A 17,276-nucleotide genomic window follows, 5' to 3' on the forward strand; every position below is an offset into this window, starting at 1 on the left:
TGGCCGCTGTGGGCCGAAGGCGGCATGAAGGTCGACGCCGCGACCGAAGCCCGCCTCCACGACGAGGTCGGCATGGTCCCGATGCGCGCCCCGCACGGCATCGAGGCCCTGGAGCGCGCTTACGGCAGCGGCCTGCCCCACGTGCTCGCCGTCTACGGCGACCGGGCCCGCGTCGACGCCACCCTCCTGGCCGCCCCGACTGCTGCTGCCTCGGCCCTGCCTGCCGCTGACCCCGCCCCGGTGACCGCGTCCGACCGGGCCGGCCTGCACGCCGCGGTCCTGCACCGTGTGATCGCGCACGCCGCGGCCGTGCTGGAGGTGCCGGAGGACGCGCTCGACGGCGCGGTGGAGCTGGGAGAGTACGGCTTCGACGCGGTCTCCCTCGCCGGACTCGCCGCCAGGCTCGACACGGAGTACGGGCTCTCCCTGGCGCCGAAGCAACTCCTCGAACACCTCACCCTCGGAGAGCTCGTGAACCGTCTCCTCGACGACCACCCCGACCGCTTCCGGACGGCCGCACCGGCCGCCCTCGCCCCCGCCCCGGCCCCGGAGCCCGCCCCCGCCCGCACCGCGGGGCCGGACGCGCGGCGCAAGACGCTGCTCAAGCACCTGATCGCCCGCGTGGCGGTCCTGCTCGACGTGCCTGCCGAGAGGATCGAGGGCGCCGCGGAGATGACCCGCTACGGCTTCGACTCCCTCTCCTTCATCGGCTTCGCGAACGAGCTCAACGCGGAGTTCGGGCTGTCCCTCGCACCGACGCTGTTCTTCGAGAACCCCACCCTGGACGGGGTCGTCGACCACCTCCTCGCGCACCACGCCGACAGCGTCACCGCTGCCGTCCGCGCCGGGCAGGAGGAGCACGCGCAGCAGGAAGAGCACACGCAGCACGGGGAGCCCAAGCAACAGGAGCAGCGGCAGGAAGCGCCCCTGGCGGGCACACCCGGGAACGAGCCGGTCGCCGTCATCGGCATGAGCGGCCGCTTCCCGATGGCCGACACCCTCGACGCGTACTGGGAGAACCTCAGCGAAGGCCGCGACTGCACCCAGGAGGTCCCCGCGGACCGCTGGGACTGGCGCGCCCACTACGGCGACCCCGTCAAGGAGCCCAACACCTCCAACGTCACCTCCGGCGGCTTCATGAACGGCGTGGGCGACTTCGACCCGCTGTTCTTCGACATCTCGCCGAAGGAAGCCGAGCTGATGGACCCGCAGCAGCGGCTCCTCATGCTCCACGTGTGGAAGGCCCTGGAGGACGCCGGGTACTCGTCGGAAGCGATCGCGGGCACCGACACCGCCCTCATCGCCGGCACCACCAGCACCGGCTACAGCACCCTGGTCACCCGCTACTCGCCGGTCATCGAGGGCTACGACATCACCGGCGCGGCGCCCTCGATGGGCCCCAACCGCATGAGCTACTTCCTGGACCTGCACGGCCCCAGCGAACCGGTCGACACGGCCTGTTCGAGCGCGCTGGTCGCCGTCCACCGGGCCGTCCAGGCCCTTCGCGACGGCCAGTCCGAGATGGCCATCGCAGGCGGCGTCAACACCATGGTCAGCGTCGACGGGCACATCAGCATCTCCAAGGCGGGCATGCTCAGCCCCGAAGGCCGCTGCAAGACCTTCTCCGACCGGGCCGACGGCTACGCGCGGGGCGAGGGCGTGGGCATGCTGGTCCTCAAGCCGCTGTCCGCGGCCGAGCGCGACGGAGACCACATCTACGGCCTCATCCGCTCGACCGCCGAGAACCACGGCGGCCGGGGGAGCTCCCTGACCGCACCCAACCCCAAGGCCCAGGCCGCGCTGCTCCGCGAGGCGTACACGAAGGCCGGCATCGACCCTCGCACCGTCGGCTACATCGAGGCCCACGGCACCGGTACGAGGCTCGGCGACCCCGTCGAGATCAACGGCCTCAAGGCGGCGTTCCGCGAGCTGTACGAGGAGCGGGGCGCGACGGTGGAGGAGGCGCACTGCGGCATCGGTTCGGTGAAGACCAACATCGGTCACCTCGAACTCGCCGCCGGCGCCGCCGGGATCATCAAGGTGCTGCTGCAGATGCGGCACCGGACGCTGGTCAAGAGCCTGCACTGCGACACCGTCAACCCGTACATCGACCTGTCCGGCAGCCCCTTCCACCTGGTCCGGGAGCGGCAGCCCTGGCCCGCTCCGCGCGATGAGGAGGGCCGCGAGCTGCCGCGCCGGGCGGGAGTGAGCTCCTTCGGCTTCGGAGGCGTCAACGCTCACGTCGTCCTGGAGGAGTACGTACCGCCCACCGCCCCCGCGCCGCAGCCCGCACCCGCCGCCGGTGTCCCGGTCGTCCTGTCGGCGACCCACACCGACGTCCTGCGCGAGCTCGCCGCGCAGTGGGCCGACGCGCTGCGCGGCGGCGCCTACGGCGACGCCGACCTGACGTCGATCGCCTACACCTCGCAGACGGGACGCACGGGCATGACCGAGCGCCTCGCCTGCCTCGCCCGCACCGTCGGCGAGCTGACGGAGCAACTGGAGGCGTGGCTGCGCGACGAGCCGGCCGACGGCGTCTTCCGCGGCCGGGTCCCGCGCGGCGTCGACCTCCCCGGCGTACCGGCCGGGTTCGAGGACCGCACCAACCTCGCGGACGTGTCCCGGCAGGACTGGGCGCGCCTGCTCGACGCGTGGGTGCAGGGCGCGCCCGTCGCGTGGGACCGGTTCCACGCCGGGCGCCGGCCCCGCCGGATCCCGCTGCCCACCTACCCGTTCCGGCTGCGGCGCTACTGGGTCGACACCACGCGCCCCCAGGCCGGCGCCCCCGCCGCGGCGCTGCACCCGCTCGTCCACGCGAACACCTCCGACCTCAACGAGCACCGCTACACCTCGCACTTCACCGGCCGGGAGTTCTTCCTGACCGACCACCGCGTGGAGAGCCGGGTGATGGACGTGGTGGCGGGCTGGCGGCCGGGCCGCGCACCCGACGCCCCCGAGGGCCGCACGCACGCCGTGCCGGTGATGCCCGCCGTGGCCTACCTCGAGATGGCGCGGGCCGCGGCGGTCCAGGCGGCCGGAGGCGACGACAGCACCTGGTCGCTGAAGCTGGCGTCCTGGATGCGCCCCCTGACGGCCGACGCGCCGACCGACGTCCACGTCGCGGTCTCCGCCCGGGCGGGCGACGGACTGGGCTACGAGATCTACACGGTCGGCGAAGACGGCGAACGCCTCGCGTTCGGCCGCGGGCAGCTGCGACGCCGGGCCGGTACGCCGGGCGAGCGGCTCGACCTCGCCGCACTGCGCGCGCAGTGCGACGGCCCCGTGTTCGACGCCGAGGCCTGCTACAGCCGCTTCGCCGACATCGGCATGGCCTACGGGCCCGCACTGCGCGCGATCGAGCGGCTGCACACCGGCTCGCGGCAGGCGGTGGCGCGGCTGACGCTGCCGGCGGGCGCGGCTCGCGCCGGCGGATTCGTCCTCAACCCGAGCATGCTCGACGCCGCCTTGCAGGCCACGGCCGGCCTGTTCTCCGGCGAGAACGGCACCCCCCGCACGGCGCTGCCGTTCGCCCTGGGCGAGCTGGAGGTGCTGCGCGCGACCCCGGACAGCGGCTGGGTCGTCGCCCGCTTCGCCGCCGACGACCACCCCGGAGCGGTCCGCCGCCTCGACCTCGACCTCTGCGACGACGACGGCGACGTCTGCGTACGCCTCCGCGGCTTCAGCGCCCGCACCCTCGGCGGCAGCGCCCCCGCCGGGCCGGCCCCGGCCCTGCCGGCCGGGCCCGACGACGCGCAGCTGCTGCACCTGATCGAAGCCATCGGCCGCAGCGAACTCAGCGCGGACGATTTCAAGAGGAGCCTGATATGAGCACCCCCACCCGCATCGAATCACTGGACGAACTGCACCGGCTCATACGGGAGGGACGGGTGGGACAGGACGAAGCGCTCCGCCTGATCCGTGCGTGGAAGCAGGACCAGGCCGCCCGGCCCGTGGCCCCTCCGGCCGCCGATGCCGAGGCCCTCGTGGAGCGGATCTGCACCGTCGTGGTGGAGAAGGTCTGCGAGCTCCTCAAGGTGGACCCGGCGGACCTGGACGTGGACGTCGACCTGAGCGAGTACGGCCTGGACTCCATCGTCATCACCCAGCTGGTGAACATGGTGAACGAGTCCCTGGGCCTGGAACTCGCCCCCACCGTGCTCTTCGAGCACGCGACCATCCGGGCCTTCGGCACGCACCTGAGCGGTGAGTACGGCCCGGCACTGGCCGAGCGGCTGGGGCTCGGCTCGCCCGTGGCCGTAGCCGTGGCAACGACCGTGCCCGCAGCCGCCCCGGTCGCCGCGGAGACCGCACGCGAGGCCGGCCCCGCACCTGCTGCACCCGTAACCGCCGCGCCCGCACCCGTCACGCCCGTGCCCGTACCGCCCGTGGCACCCACGCCCGCCTCCCCGTACGCGGAGCGGCCGCAGGGCGATCCCATCGCCGTGGTCGGCATCAGCGGCCGTTTCCCGCAGGCCGCGGACATCGACGCGTACTGGCAGAACCTCCGGGAAGGCCGCGACTGCATCGGCGAGGTCCCCGCCGACCGCTGGGACTGGCGCGCCCACTTCGGCGACCCCCTGCGGGAGCCCGGCCGCACCGACGTCAAATGGGGCGGCTTCATGGACGGCGTCGCCGACTTCGATCCGCTGTTCTTCGGCATCGCACCGAAGGACGCCGTCCACATGGACCCGCAGCAGCGCCTGCTGATGCTGTACGTGTGGAAGGCGCTGGAGGACGCCGGTTACGCCGCCGACGGCCTGGCGGGGGAGGACCTCGGCCTGTTCGTCGGCACGAGCGACACCGGCTACGGCCTGCTGGCCGAGCGGAGCCGCGGCACGGGCGAGAGCGTGACGCCCACCGGCAGCGTGCCGTCGGTCGGACCGAACCGCATGAGCTGGTTCCTCGACGTGCACGGCCCCAGCGAACCGGTCGAGACCGCCTGTTCCAGCTCCCTGGTCGCCATCCACCGCGCCGTCGCCGCCCTGGAACGCGGCGAGTGCGGCGCGGCCGTCGTCGGCGGCGTCAACACCATGGTGATCCCCGACGGGCACATCAGCTTCAGCAAGTCCGGCATGCTCAGCCCCGGGGGCCGCTGCAAGACCTTCTCCGACCGGGCCGACGGCTATGCGCGCGGTGAGGGCGTGGGGATGCTGGTCCTCAAGCCGCTGTCGGCGGCCGAGCGCGACGGCGACCACATCTACGGCCTCATCCGTTCGACCGCCGAGAACCACGGCGGCCGCTCCAACTCGCTCACCTCGCCCAACCCCAAGGCCCAGGCCGCCCTCATCCGGCACGCCTACGCCAAGGCCGGCATCGACCCGCGCACCGTCGGCTACATCGAGGCCCACGGCACCGGCACCAAGCTCGGCGACCCGATCGAGATCAACGGTCTCAAGGCGGCTTTTCGCGAGCTGTACGAGGAGCGGGGCGCGACGGTGGAGGAGGTGCACTGCGGCATCGGTTCGGTGAAGACCAATATCGGTCACCTCGAACTGGCCGCAGGCATCGCCGGCGTCATCAAGGTGCTGCTGCAGATGCGGCACCGGACGCTGGTCAAGAGCCTGCACTGCGACACGGTCAACCCGTACATCGACCTGTCCGGCAGCCCCTTCCACCTGGTGCGCGAGCAGCAGCCGTGGCCGGCGCCGCGCGATGCGGAGGGCCGTGAGCTGCCGCGCCGGGCAGGCGTGAGCTCCTTCGGCTTCGGCGGCGTCAACGCCCACGTCGTCCTGGAGGAGTACGTACCGCCCGCCGGCTCCCCGGGCCCCACCGCCGGACAGCCGGTGAGCACTTCGGAGCCGGTGGCCGTCGTCCTGTCGGCGGCGGAGCCCGAGACCCTCCGCGCACGGGCCCGCCAGCTGGCCGGCTGGCTCGACGAGGGCAGGATCGGCGAGGCCGACCTCCCGCGCCTCGCCTACACCCTGCAGGTCGGCCGCGTCGCCATGGAGGAGCGCCTCGCCTTCCTCACCCCCTCCCTCGCGGACCTGCGCGAGCGGCTCCGGGCCTTCCTCGACGGCAGCACCGCCCAGGGCGTCCACGTCGGGCAGGCCCAGCGGCAGGCCCCGTGGAGCGAGCTCGTCGGGGACGAGGACATCGCCCTCGCCGTCGACAGCTGGATCGCCAAGGGCAAGCTCGGACGCCTCCTCAAACTCTGGGTCACGGGCTTCGACTTCGACTGGCGACGGCTCTACGCGGACCGGCCGATGCAGCGCCTGCCCCTGCCCACCTACCCGTTCAAGCTGCAGCGCTACTGGATAGCCGACAAGAAGGCCGACAGGAAGGCCGACAAGAAGGCCGTGAAGGCGGCAACGGTGGCAACGGCGGACAGGCCGGACCAGGCCGGGACCGGCCGGCCGGCCACCCGCCGCCACGACCTGGACGGGCACGAGTTCTACCTTCGCGACCACCTCGTCCAGGAGACCCCCGTGCTGCCCGGCGCCGCCTACCTCTCCTTCGTACGGGAGGCCCTCGCCCCCGCCGCGGGCGTGCGCCTGCACGACGTGGCCTGGCTGCGCCCCCTGGAGGTCACGGCACCGCGCACCCTCCACATCGAGACGGACGAGGCGGACGAGACGAACAAGACGGGCGGGACGGGCGGGACGACCCGGGCGTTCGAGGCGTACGTGATGCACGACGGCGAGCGCGTCGTCCACGCCAAGGGCACCGTGCGGTCCGGCCCCGCGCCGCTCCCCGCCGTCCCCGCGCACGACATTGGCGCCCTCCTCGCCGCATGCCCCTCCCTGCGCACCGGCGACGAGGTCTACGCACTGTTCGCCCGCATGGGCCTCGGCTACGGCTCCGCCTTCCGGGCCGTCGAGACGCTGCACTACGGCGAGGACACGGCTCTGGCCCGGCTGCGCCTGCCCGCCGCGGCGGCCTCGCCGCTCGCCCTCAACCCGGGCATGCTCGACGCCGCCCTGCAGGCCACCCTGGGCCTGGCGCTCGGCGAGGCGGGCGAGGCGCCGGCCGGGACGGCGCTGCCGTTCACCGTTCGCGAAGTCCAGGTGCTGTCGGCCACCCCGGCCGAGGGCTGGGCGGTCGTGCGCCGCGCCGAGGACGACCGCCGCGACGCCGGCGTCCGCCGCCTGGACATCGACCTCTGCGACACCGACGGCAACGTCCGCGTGCGCCTGCTCGGCTTCGGCACCCGCATCAAGCAGGCACCGGCGGCGGCCGCTGCCGGGGAGACCGGGACCCCGGCCGCCCCCGCGCTGCTCGTCCGGCCCGACTGGCGCGACCAGCCGGCCCCCGGCCACCGCGGCACCGACGTCGCCCGGCACGTCGTCCTGTGCGAGCTGCCCGGCGTGGACGCCACCGCACTGGCCGACGCGGCAGGAGGCACCTGCGAGAGCTGGCAGGCGGACGGCGAGATCGAGACCCGCTACACCGGTTACGCCGAGCGCCTCCTGGAACTGCTGCGCACCAAGGCGCAGGAGCCGGCCCGCCCGCCGCGCCTCCTTCAGATCGTCACCCCGGCCGGCGCGCCCTGGCTGGGCGGGCTGAGCGGCATGCTGCGGACGGCACGCATGGAGCACCCCAAGCTGCTGACGCAGTGGATCGAGACCGACGAGGCGCTGCCGGCGGCCGAGCTGGCTGCACGGCTGCAGCACGACGCCGCCGATGCGGACGAGCAGACCGTGCGCTACCGCGCAGGACGCCGCCAGGTGTCCCAGTGGCGCGAGATCCCGGCCCCCGCGCCACAGGTCCCGTGGCGTGACGGCGGTGTCTACCTGCTGACCGGAGGTGCCGGAGGACTCGGCGCCCTGTTCGCCGAGGACATCGCCCGCCGGGTCCAGGCGCCCGTCCTGGTCCTCTGCGGCCGCAGCCCGGCCGGACCGGCCCAGGAGGAACTGCTCGCCTCCCTGCGCGCGTCCGGGGCCAGGGCCGAGTACCGCGTGCTCGACGTCGCCGACCGCGCCGAGGTGTTCCGGAGCGTACGCGCCGTCGAGGCCGAGCACGGCGGCCTGCACGGCATCGTCCACGCGGCGGGAGTGCTGCGGGACGGCTTCGTGGCCAGGAAGAGCGCGGCCGACCTGCGCGCGGTGTTCGCCGCCAAGGTCGACGGCCTGCGCCACCTCGACGAGGCGTCCGCCGGGGCGGCACTCGACTGCTTCGTCGGCTTCTCCTCCATGGCCGCCTTCGGCAACGTCGGACAGGCCGACTACGCCGCCGCCAACGCCTTCCTGGACGGCTACGCCGCCCACCGCGAGTCCCTCGCCGGCCGGGGCCTCCGCTCCGGACGCACCCTCATGGTGAACTGGCCGCTGTGGGAGAAGGGCGGCATGGGCGCCGACGCGTCCACCGTCAGCCTCCTGGAGTCCGTGGGCATGCGGCCGATGCGGGCCTCCGTGGGCATCGACGCGCTGTACCGCGCCTGGGCGACCGGCCTGCCGAACGTCATCGCGCTCGACGGCGACCACACGCGCATGCGGGAGCAGTTCCTGCCGGCCCCGGTCGCCGAGCCGGAGGCCCCCGAGGCGGAGCCGGACGCCGGCCGGACCGAATCCGCCGGACACGCCGACAACGTGGCGGACGTGGTCACGGACCTCATGGCGACCCTGCTCGACGTCGACGCCGCGACCCTGCGCCGCGACAAGCCCCTCGGCGACTACGGCTTCGACTCCATCTTCATGATGCAGTTCCTCACCCAGGCGCAGACGCACATCGACGCGGCCCTCACGCTGGACGTCATCGCCGGCTGCGACACGCTGCAGGAGGTCGTCGACGCCATCACCGGCACGACGTCGCCGGAACCGGCCCCCGCGGAGGAGACCCAGGAGATCCAGCAGGCCCAGGAGAGCCGGCAGATCCAGGAAGGCCGGGAGGAGGCCCGGACGACGGAACCCCCGGCACGTCCGCAGCCGGAGCCCGTGGAGCCGGCGTCGCCGAACGACTTCCCCGAACTGGTCCGCATGAACGGCGTCACCGAGGGCAGGCCCGTCTTCTGGGTCCACCACGGCAACGGCGGAGTGGAGTCCTACGCCCCGCTCGCCGCCCGCTGCGCACGCCCCTTCTACGGCATCCAGCCCAAGGGCTGGATCGACTCCACCGACATCCTCACCGGCCAGACCGCCATGGCCGAGTACTACGCCACCGTGATCCTCGCCGTGCAGCCTGACGGCCCGTACGACATCGGCGGCTTCTCCCTGGGCGGGCTGTTCGCCTACGAGGTCGTGCGGCAGCTGCAGCTGCGCGGCGCCGACGTGAACTCGCTGGTCATGCTGGACACCCTCGACGGCGAGTCCACCAACAAGGCCAACGCCCTGATCGTCGGCGGGGACTTCGCCCCGGACACGGTCGCCAAGGTCAGCGCGTTCCGCGCCGTCAACCTGATCCTCGGCAACAACCGCTTCGACTCGCACGGCGGCGCGACCCCCATCCTCCGCCGCGACGAGGTCGACACCACCCTGGACGCCCCCGAGTTCCTCGACTCCCTCATCGAGGCCGCCCTCGCTCGCGGGATCAAGAAGACCGAAGCGCAGCTGCGCGCCCGCGTCGGGCAGCTGGCCCGCTACTTCGAGGCCACGCAGGGCGAGACGTACACGGTGCGCCCGCTGCCGCGGCGCGACGGACTGCGCTGCTACTACCTGCGCAACCGGGGCGGCAAGTTCTTCGGCGCGTTCGAGGAGCACATGGTGCTCTTCCCGAACCCGGAGCTGCCGGCGGTGGACGACATCGCCTACTGGCAGGAATGGGCGGACGAGATCGACGACTTCTTCGCGATCGACGTGGACACCACCATGCACGCCGAGGTCATGACCGCACCGCAGTCCCTCGACAAGCTCATGCGCCTGTGCGACCGGCTCTACGCCGCCGAGACCGCCCGGGTGCCCTCCGCGAAGGGGGAGCGCTGACATGGCCGGCCTCAAGGCGGTCGTCTTCCCCGGGCAGGGCGCCCAGCGGCGCGGCATGGGACGCGAGCTGTTCGACGCGTACCCCGCACTCACCGAAGAGGCCTCGGACGTCCTCGGCTACTCGATCCGTACCCTCTGCCTGGACGACCCGCAGCAGCAACTGGGCAACACCGCGTACACCCAGCCCGCGCTGTTCGTCGTCGGCGCGCTCGCCCACCGCCGCTGGCGGGAGGAGAACGGCGACGAGGCGGCCTTCTTCGCCGGGCACAGCCTGGGGGAGTACTGCGCCCTGCACGCCGCCGGGGCCTTCGGCTTCGCGACCGGGCTGCGGCTCGTCCAGCGGCGCGGCGCGCTGATGGCCCGGGCGCGCGGCGGCGGCATGGCCGCGGTCGTCGGGATCGACCGGGAACGGCTGGGCCTGCACCTGGAAGAAGGCGGCTTCTCCGGCCTGACCGTCGCCAACGACAACGCACCGGCCCAGCAGGTCGTCTCCGGTGACACCGAGTCCGTCCGCGCGTTCGTGTCCTACCTGGAGGCGCGCGACGTCCGCTGCGCGCGGCTGAGCGTGTCCGGGGCGTTCCACTCGCCCCTGATGCGGCAGGCGCAGCAGGACTTCGGCCGCTTCCTGGACGGCTTCACCCTCGGCGACCCGGAGACGCCCGTCATCGCCAACGCGACGGCCCGCCCGTACGAGCCCGGAGCCACGGCCCGCCTGCTCACCGAGCAGATCGTGCGGCCGGTGCGCTGGACGGAGAGCGTGCAGCACCTGCTCGGCCTGGGGGTCACCGACTTCACCGAGCTCGGCGGCCGGGTGCTGGGCAAGCTGATCGACCAGATCCGCTCGGCCCCGCGCCCGGCCGCCCCCGAGGCTGCCCCCGCGGCCGTGCCCGCGCCCACGCCCGTGCCCGCCCCCGCACCGGCCCCCGCCTCCGTCCTCGGATCGGCGTCCGTCATCACCGCGGAGACGCTGGGCAGCCCCCTGTTCCGCCGGCGCATGGGGCTGCGGTACGCCTATCTCGCCGGGGGCATGTACCGGGGCATCGCCTCCCCCGAGATGGTCGTCCGGCTGGGCCGGAACGGCATGCTCGGCTTCCTCGGTACGGGCGGCCTGTCGCTCCCGGAGATCGAGGAGGGCGTGCGGGCCGTCCAGGACGGCCTGGCCGCAGGACAGCCCTACGGCGTCAACCTGCTCGCCGACCACGACGACCCCGCGGCCGAGCGCCGCGTGGTCGAGCTGCTGATGCGCCGCGGCGTGCGCGTCGTCGAGGCGTCGGCCTTCATCCGGATGTCGCCCGCCCTCGTCCTCTACCGGGCCCGGGGCCTGCGCCGTGCCCCCGACGGAACGACGGTGTGCGACCACCGCATCGTCGCCAAGGTGTCGCGGCCGGAGGTCGCCGAGGCGTTCATGGCCCCCGCACCCGGGCCGGTGCTGGACAGGCTCCGCCAGGAGAACGCGCTCACCGACGAGCAGGTGGAGCTCGCCCGCACGGTGCCGATGAGCCACGACATCACGGTCGAGGCGGACTCCGGCGGGCACACCGACGGCGGCGTCGCCACGGTGATGATGCCGGCCATGCTCGCCCTACGGCAGAAGGCACAGGAGCGGTACGGCTACGCCGAACCCGTCTGCATGGGTCTCGCCGGAGGCCTCGGCACCCCGTCGGCCGTGGCGGCGGCCTTCATGCTCGGCGCCGACTACGTCCTCACCGGATCCGTCAACCAGTGCACGGTGGAATCCGCCACGAGCGACGTGGTCAAGGACATGCTGCAGGACACCGGCATCGCCGACACCGCCTACGCACCGGCCGGTGACATGTTCGAGATGGGCGCCCAGGTGCAAGTGCTGCGGAAAGGCGTCTTCTTTCCCACCCGGGCCAACAAACTGTTCGCCCTGTATTCCCATTACGAGGGCATCGAGGAGATACCGGCGAAAACGCGCACCCTCCTGGAACGCACCTATTTCGGAAAGAGCCTCGACCAGGTCTGGAACGAAGTCCGCGACTATCTCCGGTCACGGGGAAGGGACGCCGAGGCCGACCGGGCCGAGGCGCAGCCCCGGCTCCGCATGGCGCTGGTGTTCCGGTGGTACTTCTTCCACACCACGCGCCTCGCCCTGACCGGCGACGGCTCCGGCAAGGTCAACTACCAGATCCACACCGGGCCGGCGCTGGGCTCCTTCAACCAGTGGGTCGAAGGCACCCCACTCGCGTCGTGGCGCCGGCGGCACGTCGACCGGATCGGTCTCATGCTGCTCGAAGGCGCCGCCGAGCACATCGACTCCGCCGTGCGCCGATGGCACGGCACCCCGCAGCTGAGGAGCGCGTCATGACCCTCGCCCTGCCCGCCACGGGAGCCGAGGTCCGGCTCGCCGCCCGGCCCCGGGGATGGCCCACCCCGGAGACGTTCTCCGTCGTACGAACCGAACTGCCCGCCGTCCGCCCCGGCCAGGTGCTCGTGCGCAACCTGCTCATGAGCGTCGACCCGTACATGCGCGGCCGGATGAACAACGTGCGCTCCTACGTGCCGCCCTTCGCCGTCGGCAAGGCGCTCGACGGGGGAGCGGTCGGCGAGGTCGTGGTCTCGAAGTCACCGGCCCTCGCGGCCGGTGACCTGGTCCTGCACGGCCTCGGCTGGCGCGAGTACGCCGTCATGGGAGCCGCCGGCGCGGTCAGGGTCGACCCCGCGGCCGCACCGCCCGGCGCGTACCTGGGAGTTCTGGGCATGCCCGGCCACGCCGCCTACGCCGGGCTGCTGAAGGCGGCCCGGCTCCGCGAGGGCGACGTGGTGTTCGTCTCCGGAGCCGCGGGCGCCGTCGGCTCGCTGGCCGGCCAGATCGCCCGGCTGTGCGGGGCGTCGAAGGTCGTCGGGTCGGCGGGCAGCGCCGCGAAGGCGGCGTACCTGACCGGCGAACTGGGCTTCGACGCAGCCTTCAACTACCGCGACGGCCCGGTGCGGGAACAGCTCGCCGCGGCCGCTCCGGAGGGCATCGACGTCTACTTCGACAACGTGGGCGGCGACCACCTGGACGCCGCACTGCTCCAGGCCAGGATGAACGCACGGTTCGCCCTCTGCGGAGCCGTCTCGCAGTACAACGAGCAGGACGGGGCCACCGGCCCGCAGCAGCTGATGCAGGCCATCGCCAAGGGCATCACGCTGCGCGGCTTCCTGGTCAGCGAATTCGGCGGGCTCAGGGACGAATTCCTCACCCGGGTGGGCCGCTGGCTGGCCGAAGGCAGGATCACCTACCGCGAAACCGTCGTGAACGGGCTGGAGAACGCACCGGCCGCATTCATCGACATGCTGCGCGGAGCGAATACCGGAAAAATGCTCGTCAGAATCTCCGATTGAGTGCGGAATTCGCTGGCTTTTCGTTCCCGGGCCGGTATCGTGTTCTCCACGCGGATGCCGCGCCGGGGCGTACGAGAACCCGGTGAGCAGGCTTCGGACCATCCGGCCGCGGCGCAGCGGCCAGAGCCGCACCTCTTTCTCCCTCTCGCTCTCCCTCTTTCCCTTCCTTCTCCGGGTTCCGGAGAAGAATTTCCCACCCCGTAACGGAGGACCTCCCGTGTCCAGCACCCACACCCTCGCCCCCGTCCCCACCCCCGTCCCCGAAGAGGTCGGACGCCTCTACGACCGCCTGACCGCCCTCGACACCGCCAAGACCGGCGGAAGCCTCCACCTCGGCTACTGGGACCCCGAGGACGACGAGGTGCCGCTCGTCGAGGCCGCCGACCGGCTGACCGACATGATGACGGACCGCCTGGGGATCGACGAGAACCACCGCGTGCTCGACGTCGGCTGCGGAGTCGGCCAGCCCGCCATGAGGATCGCCCGCCGCACCGGAGCGCACGTCACCGGCATCTCCATCAGCCACGACCAGATCGGCCGCGCCACGGAGCTCGCCGAGGCGGCAGGGCTGGGCGGCCGCGTGGAGTTCCGCCACGCCGACGCCATGCGGCTGCCCTTCGAGGACGACTCGTTCGACGCGGCCATCGCCATCGAGTCGGTCTTCCACATGCCCGACCGCGAGCAGGTGTTCAGCGAGATCCGCCGGGTGCTGCGCCCCGGCGGCCGGCTGGTCCTGACCGACTTCTTCGAGCGCGCCCCCATCCCCGCGGACAAGCGGCCCGCCGTCGACCGGCTGCTCCGGGACTTCATCATGACGCTGGCCCAGCCCGAGGACTACGTGCCCATGCTGCGTCGCGCGGGCCTGCGCTTCGTCGAACTCCTCGACATCACCGAGCGGAGCGTGCGCCAGACCTTCGAGCAGATGAGCCGGACCACGCACGGCGAGGAGGAGATGCAGACCGCGTTCGACGAGGAGGCCGACGAGAAGTTCAGCCCCGCGGCCATGCTCGGCGTCGACGAGTTCGGATCCGTCCTGCTGACCGCACAGAAGCCCGCCTGACATGACCGACGACCACTCCGCGCCCGCCTTCCCCTTCCCCCGCACCTGCCCGTACCGGCTGCCCGCCGAGTACGCCGGCCTCCGCGAGAGCGAGCCGGTCTCCCGGGTGACCCTGCCCACCGGCAAGCCCGCCTGGATCCTGACCCGCTACGACGACGTCCGCAAGGCGCTCAACGACCCCCGCCTGAGCTCCGACCGGGGCAACCCGGACTTCCCCATGCTGGTCGAGATCGCCCACAGCGAGAAGGACTCCACCCTCTCCCTGGCCGGCATGGACGCCCCCCGGCACACCCGGGCGCGGCGCGCGGTGGTCGGCGAGTTCACCTACCGCCGGATGGAGGCGCTGCGCCCGCGCGTCCAGGACATCGTCGACGCGTGCGTCGACGACATGCTGGCCGGCCCCAAGCCGGCCGACCTGGTGAAGGCGATCTCCTTCCCGGTGCCGTCCCTGGTCATCTGCGAGCTCCTCGGAGTCTCCGACGCGGACCGCGACTTCTTCGAGGACCGCACCTCCCGGATGCTCAGCATGACCCTGCCGCCGCTGACCCGGCAGAAGGCCTTCCTGGACCTGCAGTCCTACCTGGACGAGCTGGTCACGAGGAAGGAGAAGGAGCCCACCGACGACCTCCTCGGCCGTCAGATAGCCAAGGGCCGGGACTCCGGGTCCTACGACCACGACGACCTGGTCGACCTGGCCTTCCTCCTCCTGACCGCCGGCCACGACACCACCGGGAACATGATCTCGCTCGGCACGCTGGCCCTCCTGGAGCGGCCGGAGCTGCGGGCCAGGATCACCGGCGACCCCGGCAGCACGCCGGACGTGGTGGAGGAACTGCTCCGGTACTTCACCATCACCGACATCATCACCACCCGCGTGGCCAAGGAGGACGTCGAGATCGGCGGCAGGACCATCCGCGCGGGCGAGGGCGTCTTCGCCCTCGGCGGTTCGGCCAACCACGACCCGGAGGTCTTCGAGAACCCCGGCGAACTCGACGTCGACCGCGGCGCCCGCCAGCACGTGGCCTTCGGCTACGGCCCCCACCAGTGCCTCGGCCAGAGCCTCGCCCGCATGGAACTGGAGATCGTCTACGACACCCTGCTGCGTCGCATCCCCGGTCTCCGCCTGGCCTGCCCCGCCGGGGAAGTGCCGCTGAAGAATGACGCGGCGATCTTCGGCCTGCACGCCCTGCCGGTCACCTGGTAACGACCGCCGGCAGCTGCTCAGCGAGCCGGACCGCCACCTCTCACGAGGCGGCGGTCCGGCCGGCGCCGTTTCCGGCCGGTCGAACAACACGGTTGAACGATGCGGTCCAGCAACGCGGGGAGCGGTGCGGTCAGACGATCCTGATGACCGCCGTCGGGCACCTCTCGGCGGCCTCCTCCACCGCCGCCCGCAGGCCGGCACCGGGAGTGGCGTCGAGCAGGATCACCGTGCCGTCCTCGTCGTTCTGGTCGAAGACGTCAGGGGCGATGAGCACACAGGTGCCCGCGCCGCAGCAGAGGTCCTCGTCGATCTCGATCCTCATCGGGTCCGCCTCCTTCACCAGCGCACCGGGAGCTCGAGGACGCCGTACGTCACCATCATCTCCCGGGTGCCGATCTCCTCCGCCGGAACGGCGAGCTCCAGCCGGGGGAAGCGGCGCAGCAGCGACTCGTAGCCGATCGCGAGTTCCAGCCGGGCCAGGTGGTGGCCCATGCACTGGTGGGGGCCGCTGCCGAACGCGACGTGACGGGTGGCGCCGCGACGGATGTCGAACGTGTCCGCGTCGTCGAAACCGAGCGGGTCGCGGTTGGCGGCCGGCAGCGACACCGTGACCACCTCGCCCTTGCGGATGTCCTGCCCCTCGAACTCGAAGTCCTCGGCGGCGACGCGGATCGGGCCGATCTGCACGACGCTGAGGTAGCGCAGCAGCTCTTCCACGGCGCCGTCCATCAGGGACCAGTCGGCGCGCAGGGCAGCCAGCTGACCGGGGTGGCGCAGCAGCGCGTAGGTGCCCAGCGCCAGCATGTTGGTGGTGGTCTCCAGCCCGGCGATGAGCAGGACGATCGTGATGCCCAGCAGCTCCTCGTCGGTCAGCTCGGTCTCCACGGTGAGCCGGCCGAGGATGTCCGGCCCCGGGGCCTTGCGCGCGGCCGCGATCAGGTCGTTCAGCATCCCGCCGAGCAGCATCATCGACTGCTGCATCTCCTCGCCGCTGCTGGAGAGGCTGAAGAGGACGTCGACGTGACGCGCGAACTGGGCACGGTCCTCCTCCGGCAGCCCGAGCAGCTCCGAGGTGACCAGCGTGGGCAGCGGCTTGGCGAAGGCCTGCACCAGGTCCACGGGCCCGCCCGCGTTCTCCATCCCGTCCAGCAGGCGGTCCGTCATCTCCTGGATGCGCGGCCGGAGCTCCCGCACGCGCCGGATGGTGAAGTGCTTGCTCAGCAGCCGCCGGTAGCGGGTGTGGTCCGGCGGATCCATGTTGACGAACATGCCCGGGGGCAGTGCGTCGGTGCTCAGTGCAGCGCCGGGGGACATGACCGGCGAGCGCTTCCCCGCCGGCAGGGAGCTGAACCGGGTGTCGGCCAGCACGGCCCGCGCGGTCTGCAGACCGGTGACCAGGTGGCCGACGTGCCCGTCGGGGTACTGCAACGGGGTCATCGGGCATTCCCCGCGCGCTTCCGCGAAGGGGGCGGGCGGGTCGAAGGGACAGCCCGAAGGGCGCGCCGTGGGGAAGGGACGCGCCGCACCTATTTCGGATTCCCGAGATGGCGACATGACGATGGCACCTCTTCGTGAGAGGAGAGAAAAAAGGGGAAAGGTTAGACGGCCCACGAGCCTTCCACAACTGCCTCTAGTGTTCTCCTTAGTGATGCGATGTGGCCTCAGGAGCCCGCCCACGCCGTCCATTTGGGATTCCCCTAGACCTGAGCCGGAGCAGCGCCGGAAACACGGCCGGGGGACGGAAACTGGGGTCACATCGCACCATGCCGCGGCATGGTGCGGTGCCTTTTCGTTCTCTGTGTGGGTGGGT

General features: G+C 72.3%; 8 protein-coding genes (1 of these 8 running past the window's edge). 6 read left to right on the forward strand and 2 right to left on the reverse strand.

Annotated features, from left to right (window positions below; all coding sequences use genetic code 11):
• From ACFZCD_RS02190 to ACFZCD_RS02215, 6 genes are all read left to right on the forward strand, one after another.
• Positions 1-3,828 carry the 3' portion of an SDR family NAD(P)-dependent oxidoreductase gene (locus tag ACFZCD_RS02190; RefSeq protein ID WP_391826934.1) on the forward strand. Its footprint begins 20,634 nt before the window's first position, so only the last 3,828 of its 24,462 coding nucleotides appear in the window; its start codon lies off the left edge, out of view; the stop codon is at positions 3,826-3,828.
• A complete protein-coding gene (locus tag ACFZCD_RS02195) occupies positions 3,825-9,854 on the forward strand; it encodes an SDR family NAD(P)-dependent oxidoreductase (protein ID WP_391826936.1) in 6,030 nt (2,009 codons plus the stop codon). Before ACFZCD_RS02190 ends, ACFZCD_RS02195 begins: the two co-directional genes overlap by 4 nt.
• 1 nt (position 9,855) lies before the next feature.
• Complete coding sequence (fabD, locus tag ACFZCD_RS02200; protein ID WP_391826938.1) at positions 9,856-12,183, forward strand: ACP S-malonyltransferase; 2,328 nt, start codon at positions 9,856-9,858, stop codon at positions 12,181-12,183.
• The gene (locus ACFZCD_RS02205; protein ID WP_391826940.1) at positions 12,180-13,202 is read left to right on the forward strand and encodes an NADP-dependent oxidoreductase; all 1,023 of its coding nucleotides are present in this window, start codon (positions 12,180-12,182) and stop codon (positions 13,200-13,202) included. Before fabD ends, ACFZCD_RS02205 begins: the two co-directional genes overlap by 4 nt.
• A 217-nt stretch (positions 13,203-13,419) precedes the next feature.
• The gene (locus ACFZCD_RS02210; RefSeq protein ID WP_391826942.1) at positions 13,420-14,262 is read left to right on the forward strand and encodes an SAM-dependent methyltransferase; all 843 of its coding nucleotides are present in this window, start codon (positions 13,420-13,422) and stop codon (positions 14,260-14,262) included.
• A 1-nt stretch (position 14,263) separates the two neighbouring features.
• Positions 14,264-15,466 (forward strand): cytochrome P450, encoded by a 1,203-nt coding sequence (locus ACFZCD_RS02215; protein ID WP_391826944.1) that lies wholly within the window; start codon positions 14,264-14,266, stop codon positions 15,464-15,466.
• A gap of 130 nt (positions 15,467-15,596) precedes the next feature.
• Here the strand turns inward: ACFZCD_RS02215 and ACFZCD_RS02220 are convergent, their stop codons facing one another.
• Positions 15,597-15,788: a ferredoxin gene (locus ACFZCD_RS02220; RefSeq protein WP_391826946.1), complete on the reverse strand. Its 192-nt coding sequence runs from the start codon at positions 15,786-15,788 to the stop codon at positions 15,597-15,599.
• Positions 15,789-15,802: 14 nt separating this feature from the next.
• Positions 15,803-16,903 (reverse strand): cytochrome P450, encoded by a 1,101-nt coding sequence (locus tag ACFZCD_RS02225; RefSeq protein ID WP_391826948.1) that lies wholly within the window; start codon positions 16,901-16,903, stop codon positions 15,803-15,805.
• Between the last annotated feature and the right edge of the window lie 373 nt (positions 16,904-17,276).

The organism is Streptomyces sp. NPDC008001 (assembly GCF_042958085.1).
Classification (GTDB): Bacteria; Actinomycetota; Actinomycetes; order Streptomycetales; family Streptomycetaceae; genus Streptomyces.

Bases quoted from the DNA above. Each gene is read 5' to 3' on its own strand.
- ACFZCD_RS02195 (WP_391826936.1), top strand. From the start codon at position 3,825: ATGAGCACCCCCACCCGCATCGAATCACTGGACGAACTGCACCGGCTC.
- fabD (WP_391826938.1), top strand. From the start codon at position 9,856: ATGGCCGGCCTCAAGGCGGTCGTCTTCCCCGGGCAGGGCGCCCAGCGG.
- ACFZCD_RS02205 (WP_391826940.1), top strand. From the start codon at position 12,180: ATGACCCTCGCCCTGCCCGCCACGGGAGCCGAGGTCCGGCTCGCCGCC.
- ACFZCD_RS02215 (WP_391826944.1), top strand. From the start codon at position 14,264: ATGACCGACGACCACTCCGCGCCCGCCTTCCCCTTCCCCCGCACCTGC.
- ACFZCD_RS02220 (WP_391826946.1), bottom strand. From the start codon at position 15,788: ATGAGGATCGAGATCGACGAGGACCTCTGCTGCGGCGCGGGCACCTGT.
- ACFZCD_RS02225 (WP_391826948.1), bottom strand. From the start codon at position 16,903: ATGACCCCGTTGCAGTACCCCGACGGGCACGTCGGCCACCTGGTCACC.